7 protein-coding genes are annotated in these 8,854 nt (G+C 72.5%); 5 read left to right on the top strand and 2 right to left on the bottom strand.

The window, feature by feature from the left end:
* Nucleotides 1-160: 160 nt before the first annotated feature.
* Entirely contained in the window at nt 161-1,012 is an 852-nt protein-coding gene (locus A6R01_RS15585) for a GTP-binding protein LepA (protein WP_292607763.1), read from the bottom strand.
* A gap of 186 nt (nt 1,013-1,198) precedes the next feature.
* On the opposite strand from A6R01_RS15585, the gene A6R01_RS15580 reads away from it, so the two are divergent.
* The 4 genes from A6R01_RS15580 to A6R01_RS15565 all read left to right on the top strand — a co-directional run bounded on the left by A6R01_RS15580 (nt 1,199) and on the right by A6R01_RS15565 (nt 5,794).
* A complete protein-coding gene (locus A6R01_RS15580; RefSeq protein WP_292607761.1) occupies nt 1,199-2,377 on the top strand; it encodes a M15 family metallopeptidase in 1,179 nt (392 codons plus the stop codon).
* A gap of 65 nt (nt 2,378-2,442) precedes the next feature.
* Complete coding sequence (locus A6R01_RS15575) at nt 2,443-3,414, top strand: NADPH:quinone oxidoreductase family protein (protein WP_292607758.1); 972 nt, start codon at nt 2,443-2,445, stop codon at nt 3,412-3,414.
* A complete protein-coding gene (locus A6R01_RS15570) occupies nt 3,411-3,788 on the top strand; it encodes a hypothetical protein (protein WP_292607756.1) in 378 nt (125 codons plus the stop codon). Before A6R01_RS15575 ends, A6R01_RS15570 begins: the two co-directional genes overlap by 4 nt.
* A gap of 20 nt (nt 3,789-3,808) precedes the next feature.
* Entirely contained in the window at nt 3,809-5,794 is a 1,986-nt protein-coding gene (locus tag A6R01_RS15565; protein ID WP_292607753.1) for a M13-type metalloendopeptidase, read from the top strand.
* 74 nt (nt 5,795-5,868) lie between these two features.
* On the opposite strand, the gene A6R01_RS15560 is transcribed toward A6R01_RS15565, so the two are convergent.
* Nucleotides 5,869-6,279, bottom strand: a complete 411-nt coding sequence (locus tag A6R01_RS15560; RefSeq protein WP_292607750.1) for a Crp/Fnr family transcriptional regulator — start codon at nt 6,277-6,279, stop codon at nt 5,869-5,871.
* Nucleotides 6,280-6,420: 141 nt separating this feature from the next.
* Here A6R01_RS15560 and A6R01_RS15555 point away from each other — a divergent pair, with 141 nt between their 5' ends.
* A complete protein-coding gene (locus A6R01_RS15555) occupies nt 6,421-8,562 on the top strand; it encodes a DEAD/DEAH box helicase (RefSeq protein WP_292607747.1) in 2,142 nt (713 codons plus the stop codon).
* Nucleotides 8,563-8,854 lie beyond the last annotated feature (292 nt).

Below are 8,854 nucleotides of genomic sequence, written 5' to 3'. Positions count from 1 at the left end.
ACGCGCGTCGTTCCTCGACGCTGTAGACACCTTCGATGGGCAAGTCGATCACTCCTAGATCAGAGCGACTGACTCACACGCAGACTGGCAGACAGGGGGACGATGAAGTCCCATCGGCCAGTGGCAGGGTCTGTCGGCCGGCCGATGAACCTTTCCTACCTCAGGCCGCGGACCGGGCCCGTGCGAGCTCGAGCGCCTCGCGGAAGGCGGCGGTGACGTACGGCGGGACCGGCAGCCCCCTGTCGCGGGCCCAGAGCAGCTCCATCTCGACCCGGGCGATCTGGGCGGCGAAGTCGGAGTCCTCGTCGATGTGCAGGGTGCGCATGACGTCGCCGAAGTCGGCGAGCTGCTCGGGGTTGTTGGCGCCGACGGGGGAGAAGGAGAGGCGGCGCATCAGGCGCACCAGCCACTTCTGCCAGGGCGCCAGCTCGCCCCACAGGCCGCGCGCGGAGAGCTGGTAGAAGGCGTAGTGGCCCGGCTCCTGGCGCTTGATGGGGGCGATGACGGTGTCGGCGACGGCGGTCTCGCCCAGCTCGCGGACACCGTCGTGCAGCAGGTTGTAGGCCAGCACCGCCGAGCGCTCGGTGGCCATGCCGGTGACGTAGTAGAGCATCCGGACGACGTCCTGGAAGGCGCCGATGTGCGCCAGGGCCCCGAGGACCTTGAGCTTGGTGCCGATCGAGTCGAGGTCGGCGTCGGCGTGCGCGCGACCGAGCCGCACCTGGAGCTCGTCGAGGATGCGGCCGTGCTGGGTCTCCTGCGGCTGCCAGACGTCGCGGTAGAAGAACACGTCGACCTCGGGCGGGTCGGGCAGCATCGTGGTCAGCTCCAGGACGTTGCGGTCGACCTCGAGCTCGACGCGCGCCATGTAGTCCAGGACGTGGCCGAAGCGCTGCTCGAGGGTCCGCGGGTCCCGCACGGTGAAGTCCACGTCCTCCAGCCGCAGCGGCGGGTGCTCCTCGCCGAGGCGCTGGACGTGCTCGACCAGGCGGGTCGTCGTCGTGGCGCTCACCGGGCCAGCCTAGGCGCGTGGCTGGGTGTGCGGGGGAGGGCAGGTGCTGGGATCACCTGTGAGGTTCGTCGCCGGGCCCTACTCTGGATGGCAGGAGGGGACGTGCGACTGCGGCGACCGCGATCCACCGCCGCGACGGCACCGAGGCCGGCGGCGGCGCTCTGCGCTGCCCTGACGACCGGAGCGATGCTCGCTGCGCTCGCCGGCTGCAGCGCCGACACCACCGTCGCTGAGGAGCCCGAGCCCTCGGGCACCAGCAGCAGCGCGACTGGCACCGCCACCGACCCCGGGGAGTCGGCCCAGCCCGGGCTGGACCCGGCGTACGCCGTCGACGCGCCGGGCCGCTTCAAGAGCCTGCCCCGCACCGCCGACATCGTGGTGCAGACCCAGGAGACGATCGACGAGGACACCATCGCTGCCATCGAGGCGCTCGACGGCGTGGCCGCGATCGAGCGGCTCAGCCTGCTCCAGGTCAGCATCGAGAACCGTGTCCTCGACGTCGCGGCCGTCGACCCGGCGACCTACCGCCGCTACGCGCCCCGCGAGCTCCCGCAGAACCAGGAGATCTGGGACCGCGTCGCCGCCGGCGAGCTGGCGGTCGGCAAGGCCGTGGCCAAGCGGCTGCCGCTCGACGACGACGACTTCGTCGCGCTGACCAGTGAGGTGCCGCCCATCCACCTCGGGGTGAAGGCACCGCAGATCACCAACGCCGTCGACGCCGTCGTCAACGAGAAGTGGGGCGAGGCGCTGGGCGCGACACCCGGGAACGCGCTGCTGATCTCGACCGGCCTCACCGCCCCCGACGCGGTGGTGAAGCCGCTGGCGAAGCTGCTGCCCGAGGACACCTCGATCGAGCGTCTCGACGCCGTCGCCCGCTACGGCCTGGACCCCGACGCGGTGCAGACCGCGCAGGTCGTGGGCTCGCTGTCCGACGCGATCGGCGTGTTCACCTACCGCCCGATCGGCGGCGGGCGGATCGCCCCGGACCCCGCCTGGGTCCGCACCCACATCAGCACCCAGTCGGTGCCGATCCTCGGCAGCGTCACGTGCAACAACGCGATCTTCCCGCAGCTGCGTGCCGCGCTGGAGGAGATCGTGACCGCCGGGCTGGCCGCCGAGATCAAGCGCGAGCAGTACGCCGGTTGCTACTACCCCCGCTTCATCGCCGGCACGACCAGCCTGTCCAACCACTCCTTCGGCACCGCGCTGGACCTCAATGTGCCCGGGAACCTGCGCGGGACGGTCGGTGAGATGGACCGCGTGGTGGTCTCCATCTTCAAGAAGTGGGGCTTCGCCTGGGGCGGCGACTGGCGCTACACCGACCCGATGCACTTCGAGATGGCGCGGATCGTCCGACCGGGCTGACCGTGAACGAACGCCGCGGCCGTTCGGAGCCGGCGCGCGGATCGCTGGGGGATAGGTTGGGCCGCATGCGAGCCGTGCAGGTCGTCGAGACCACCGGACCCGAGCACCTGCAGGTGCGTGAGGTCCCCGAGCCCCAGCCCGGTCCCGACCAGGTCCTGGTCGAGGTGCACAGCATCGGGGTGTCCTTCCCCGACCTGCTGCTGACCCGGGGGGAGTACCAGCTCAAGCCCGAGCCGCCGTTCAGCCTCGGTGTCGACGTCGCGGGCGTCGTCGTCTCGGCGCCGGAGTCGTCCGGGCTGGCGGCCGGTGACCGGGTCGCCGCCGTGGCGCCGTACGGCGGGGCGTCGGAGCTCGCGGTGTTCGGCACCGACTCGGTGTTCCGGCTCCCCGACGCGCTGACCTTCGACGAGGGCGCCGCGCTGCCGATGAACTACCTCACCGCCGAGTTCGCGCTCAACGCGCGCGCCGGGCTGCGCGAGGGCGAGACGGTCCTGGTCCACGGTGCGGCCGGCGGGGTGGGGACCGCGACCATCCAGGTCGCCAAGGGCATGGGCGCCACGGTCATCGCGGTCTGCTCGACGCAGAAGAAGGGCGACTACGCCAAGGCCGCCGGTGCCGACGAGGCCGTGCTGCTCGACGGCTTCAAGGACTCCGTCATGGCCCTGACCGAGGGCCGCGGCGTCGACGTCGTGGTCGACGTGGTCGGCGGCTCGGTCTTCACCGACTCGCTGCGCTGCCTGGCCACGCTCGGACGGCTGCTCGTGGTCGGCTTCGCCGCCGGCGAGGGCATCCCCGAGGTCAAGGTCAACCGGCTGCTGCTCAACAACATCGACGTGCGCGGCGTGGGCTGGGGCGGCTACGGGATGATGCGCCCGGGCTATCTCCACCAGCAGTGGGAGGCGCTGCTGCCGATGATCGAGGCCGGCGCCGTGAAGCCGCCGATCGGCGCGACGTACTCCTTCGACGAGCTGGGCAGGGCACTGGTCGACATGGACGAGCGGCGCACCCTCGGCAAGTCCGTGGTGCGGGTGCGATGAACGACCCGCACGCCGAGCACCACGGGCACGACCACGACCACGGGCACGACTCCGATCTCCCCGAGGAGGAGAAGGTCCGCCGCGCCGGACACGTCGTGCTCGACGCCGTGGTCGCGGCCGACGTCGGCGGCGACGACCCCGACCGGGCGCAGGCGGCGATGGAGCTGGTCTTCGAGCACCTGCTGGAGATCGACGCGATCGAGCTGTTGCTGGACGAGGAGAGCGAGGAGCTCGAGCTCGACATCAGCCCGCTCATCGGCGGCGTCATGCTCGTCGTACGCCGACTGGTGGCCGAGCTCGCCGCCCGCGACGGTGTCGACGAGGAGACGATCGTGATGTCGGTGCGCGCGGCCCTGGACGCTGCGGCGGGGTAGTCCCGGCTAGGGTCGCGGACGTGAGCATCCTCGACGACGCCCGCGAGGGCATGGACCTGTCCGTCCGGCCGCAGGACGACCTCTTCGGCCACGTCAACGGCCGCTGGCTCGCGGAGACCGAGATCCCCTCGGACCGCTCGAGCTGGGGCCCCTTCGTCGCGCTGAGCGACGCCGCCGAGCAGCACGTGCGCGAGATCATCGAGGAGCTGGCCGCCGGCGGACCCACCGACGCCGCCGATCCCTCCGCCGCCGACGAGGCGCGCAAGATCGGCGACCTCTACACCTCCTTCATGGACACCGAGCGGATCGCGGCCCTGGGCCTGACTCCGGTGCAGCCGCTGGTCGAGGCGATCGGTGGACTGCGCGACCTGCGCGACCTGGCCGCCTTCCTCGGGGAGTCCGAGCGCATCGGCAGTCACGGCGTCTTCGGCTCCTACGTCGACAACGACGACAAGGACTCCGAGCGCTACCTCGTGAACTTCGTCCAGGGCGGACTCGGCCTGCCCGACGAGTCCTACTACCGCGAGGACAAGCACGCCGAGACCCGCGAGAAGTACCTCGCCTACCTCACCCGGCTGCTCGAGCTCGGCGGCACCGGCGCCGACTGGCTCGGCGACCCCGCCGCGGCCGCGCGCACGGTGCTCGACATCGACACCCGGATCGCGAAGGGGCACTGGGAGCGCGCGGAGACCCGCGACGTCCAGCGGACCTACAACCTGCACACCCTCGAGCAGCTGCGCACGCTCGTGGGCCCCTTCGACCTCGACGTCTACGTCACCAACCTCTCCGGCGGCGCGAAGTCCGCCGAGGAGCTGCTGGCCGAGGTCAACGTCCGCCAGCCGTCGTTCTTCGAGGGCCTGGCCGGCGTGCTCGCCGAGGTGCCGCTCGAGCAGTGGCGCCCCTGGCTGCTGGTCCGCGTGCTGCGGTCGGCGGCGCCGTACCTCACCGACGAGCTCGTCGAGACCAACTTCGACTTCTACGGCCGCACCCTCAACGGCACCCCCGAGCTGCGCGCGCGATGGAAGCGCGGCGTGGCCCTGGTCGAGGGGGCGCTGGGCGAGGCCGTCGGCAAGCAGTACGTCGCCCGCCACTTCCCGCCGCAGTCCAAGGCGATGATGGAGGAGCTGGTCGCCAACCTGCTGGCCGCCTACCGCGAGTCGATCGGCGCCCTGGACTGGATGACCGAGGACACCAAGGCCAAGGCGTACGAGAAGCTCGAGACCTTCAACCCCAAGATCGGCTACCCCGACACCTTTCGCGACTACTCCGGCCTCCAGGTGCGCCCCGACGACCTGATGGGCAACGTCGCGGCGTCGGCGGCGTTCGAGACCGACCGCCAGCTGGGCAAGATCGGCTCGCCGGTCGACCGCGACGAGTGGCACATGCTCCCGCAGACCGTGAACGCCTACTACAACCCCGGCACCAACGAGATCTGCTTCCCCGCCGGCATCCTGCAGCCGCCGTTCTTCTCCCCCGACGCCCACCCGGCGGAGAACTACGGCGGCATCGGCGCGGTCATCGGCCACGAGATCGGCCACGGCTTCGACGACCAGGGCGCGCAGTTCGACCCGCTGGGCAACCTGCGCGACTGGTGGACCCCCGACGACAAGGCGGCCTTCGAGGAGAAGTCGAAGAAGCTCGTCGCCCAGTACGACGCCCTCGAGCCGCGCGACCTGCCCGGTGAGCGGGTCAACGGCCAGCTCACGGTCGGCGAGAACATCGGCGACCTCGGCGGCCTGACCATCGCGCACAAGGCGTACGTGATCTCCACCGGTGGCGAGGCGAGCGTCGAGGAGCGGCGCCGGCTCTTCCTCAACTGGGGCCACGTGTGGCGCACCAAGCGCCGCGCGGAGCAGGCGCGTCAGTTCCTCACGATCGACCCGCACAGCCCGGCGGAGTTCCGCGCCAACATCGTGCGCAACCTCGACGAGTTCCACGAGGTCTTCGAGACCGCGCCCGGCGACGGGCTGTGGCTGGACCCCGAGGACCGCGTCCGGATCTGGTGAGGCGACTGCGGCGGGAGGTCATGCGGACGGGAGGTCCGCTTCCGCTGGACGTATGACGTCCCGGCGCGGGCGACTCAGCCGGCGAGGCGCTCCTGGCGCGCCGCGACCGTGCGGTCGACGAGTGCCGCGACGGCGGGGAAGCCGCGACGCAGGGAGTCGAACCCGCGCGGGGTCAGCACGCAGGCGGTGACCGGGGTCATCGCGGTGACCGTGGCGGTGCGCGGGAGGCGCCGGTCGATGACGCCGAGCTCGCCGACCAGCTCGCCGGGGCCGAGGACGGCGACGAGGTCCTCGCCGACGGTGACGGCGACCTGGCCCTCGACCAGCAGGAAGGCCTGGTTCTCGAGCTCGCCCTCGCTGGTCAGCGTCGCGCCCGAGCGCAGCGACACGACGTCCATCAGCGCGGCCATCCGGCGCAGCTCCCGCGGGGAGCAGTCGGCGAGGGCGGGGACGCTGCGCAGGAGGTGCTCGGTGGTGCGTGCCATGGGGACTCCTGGGTCGGACGAGGTGGGGGAGGGAAGACATACCGTCGGTACGTCACCGACCGTACTCGGGGTATGTGAAAGATCAACACCCTGTGGAGGAGATCACCGCAGCGTCGGGGGCGGCTGGTAGACACCGTGGTCATGAGTCCCACCGCCGCGCTGACCGACCGTGCCGCCGCTCGCGAGGCGGCAGAGGCCCACCTGCGCGCCCTCGTGGGGCCTCGCGACGGGCAGCCGGAGGCGCGGCTGCGCGAGGACCAGTGGAGCGCGATCGAGGCGCTGGCCGTCGACCGCCGCCGTGCCCTGGTCGTCCAGCGCACCGGCTGGGGCAAGTCGGCGGTCTACTTCGTGGCCACCCTGCTCCTGCGCGGCGCCGGCGCGGGCCCGACGGTCATCGTCAGCCCGCTCCTGGCCCTCATGCGCAACCAGATCGCCGCCGCCGAGCGCGCCGGCATCCGCGCGGTGACCATCAACTCCACCAACGCCGAGGACTGGGAGCCGATCCACGAGCAGATCGCGGCCGGCGAGGTCGACGTGCTGCTGGTCAGCCCCGAGCGGCTCAACAACCCCGGCTTCCGCGACGAGGTGCTGCCCCGCCTGGCGGCCACCTGCGGCCTGCTGGTGGTCGACGAGGCGCACTGCATCTCCGACTGGGGTCATGACTTCCGCCCCGACTACCGCCGCATCCGCACCCTTCTCGACGACCTGCCCGACGGCATCCCCGTCCTGGCCACGACCGCCACCGCCAACGCACGCGTGACCGACGACGTCGCCCAGCAGCTCGGCTCCATCGAGCGTGGCGACGTGCTGACCCTCCGCGGCACGCTGGACCGCGAGTCGCTGCGCCTGGGCGTGGTCCACCTCAAGACCCCCGACCAGCGGCTGGCCTGGCTCGCCGACCACCTCGCCGAGCAGCCGGGCTCCGGCATCGTCTACTGCCTGACCGTCGCCGCGACCCAGGAGGTCGCCGACTACCTCCGCTCCCGCGGCCACGACGTCGCGGCCTACTCCGGTCAGACCGAGACCACCGAGCGGCAGGCCCTCGAGGCCGACCTCGCCGCGGGACGCATCAAGGCGCTCGTCGCGACCAGCGCGTTGGGCATGGGCTTCGACGCCAGCCTCGGGTTCGTGGTCAACCTGGGCTCCCCCAGCTCGCCGGTGGCCTACTACCAGCAGGTCGGCCGTGCCGGCCGCGGCCTCGACGCCCGCAGCGAGTCGGCCACGGTGGTGCTGCTGCCCGCGCCGGAGGACCGCGACATCTGGGCCTACTTCGCCTCCCTCGGCTTCCCCCGCGAGGAGCAGGTCCGCGAGACCCTCGCCGTCCTCGCCGAGGAGGGCCGCCCGCTCAGCACCGCCGCGCTGGAGACCCGGGTCGAGCTCAGCCGCACCCGGCTCGAGACGATGCTGAAGGTCCTCGACGTCGACGGCGCCGTACGCCGGGTCAAGGGCGGCTGGGAGTCCACCGGTCGCCCGTGGAGCTACGACGCCGAGCGCTACGAACGGGTGCGGGCGGCGCGCGAGCGCGAGCAGCAGGCGATGCTCGACTACCTGCGCACCGACCGGTGCCGGATGTGGTTCCTGCGCGACCAGCTCGACGACCCCGAGGCGACCGAGTGCGGCCGGTGCGACAACTGCGGCGGGCTCGACCTGCCCACGCACGTCTCCGCCGAGGCCGTGAGCCAGGCCCAGGAGCGGCTGGCGCGCCCCGGCGTGCCCCTCCCGCCGCGCAAGATGTGGCCGACCGGTCTCGACCGGCTCGGCATCGACCTGCGCGGGCGGGTCTCCGAGCAGGCCCAGGAGGGGCGGGCGGTCGCCCGGCTCACCGACCTCGGCTACGGCCAGGCGCTGCGAGAGCTGTTCCGCGAGGACACCGAGGACGGCCCGGTGCCCGTCCCGCTGGTCCAGGCGGTCATCGAGGTGCTCGGCGACTGGCGACCCGACGTCGACGCGATCGTCGAGATCGAGTCGGTGTCCCGGCCCGAGCTCGTGGGGTCGCTGGCCGACGGGCTCTCGCGCTACCTCCAGGTCCCGCTGCTCGGCCGCTGGGCCGTCCTCGACCCCGACGTGCCGCCGGGGCGTGGTGCGGCCAACTCCGCGCAGCGGGTCGCGGCGGTGTCGCGGCGGTGCGGCCTGGAGACGGAGCCGGGCGCGCTCGAGGGGCGTCGGGTGCTGCTCGTCGACGACCTCGTCGACACCGGCTGGAGCACGACGCTCGCCGCCCGTGCCGTCCTGCGCGCGGGCGCCGCCTCCGTCTCGCCGCTGGTCCTGGCCGTCCGCGCCTGAGCAGGCGCCGGGGCCGGCGTCCGTCCCCGAGGTCGTCTGTCGGCGTGCGGGGTTTCGAGGCTCGTCGCTGGCGCTCCTCGCACCTCAACCGGCGATCCCGATGGTCGAGGTGCGAGGCCGGCCACGGCCGAGCCACGAGACCCCGGTCCCTGCCAGCGGAGGGTCAGCGGCGGGCGGGGTCCCGCGGGTCGAGGTGGTCGTAGTAGTCGCGGGGCGAGCCGTCGGGGCGCATGGTGGCCAGCAGGCGCAGGCCCGCGGCCTCGACGGTGCGGGCGCTGACCCAGGCCAGCAG

The organism is Nocardioides sp. REDSEA-S30_B4 (genome assembly GCF_001627265.1).
GTDB lineage: Bacteria > Actinomycetota > Actinomycetes > Propionibacteriales > Nocardioidaceae > Nocardioides.
Note: the sequence above shows the minus strand (reverse complement) of the source record. Positions and strands in the feature narration are given on the sequence as shown.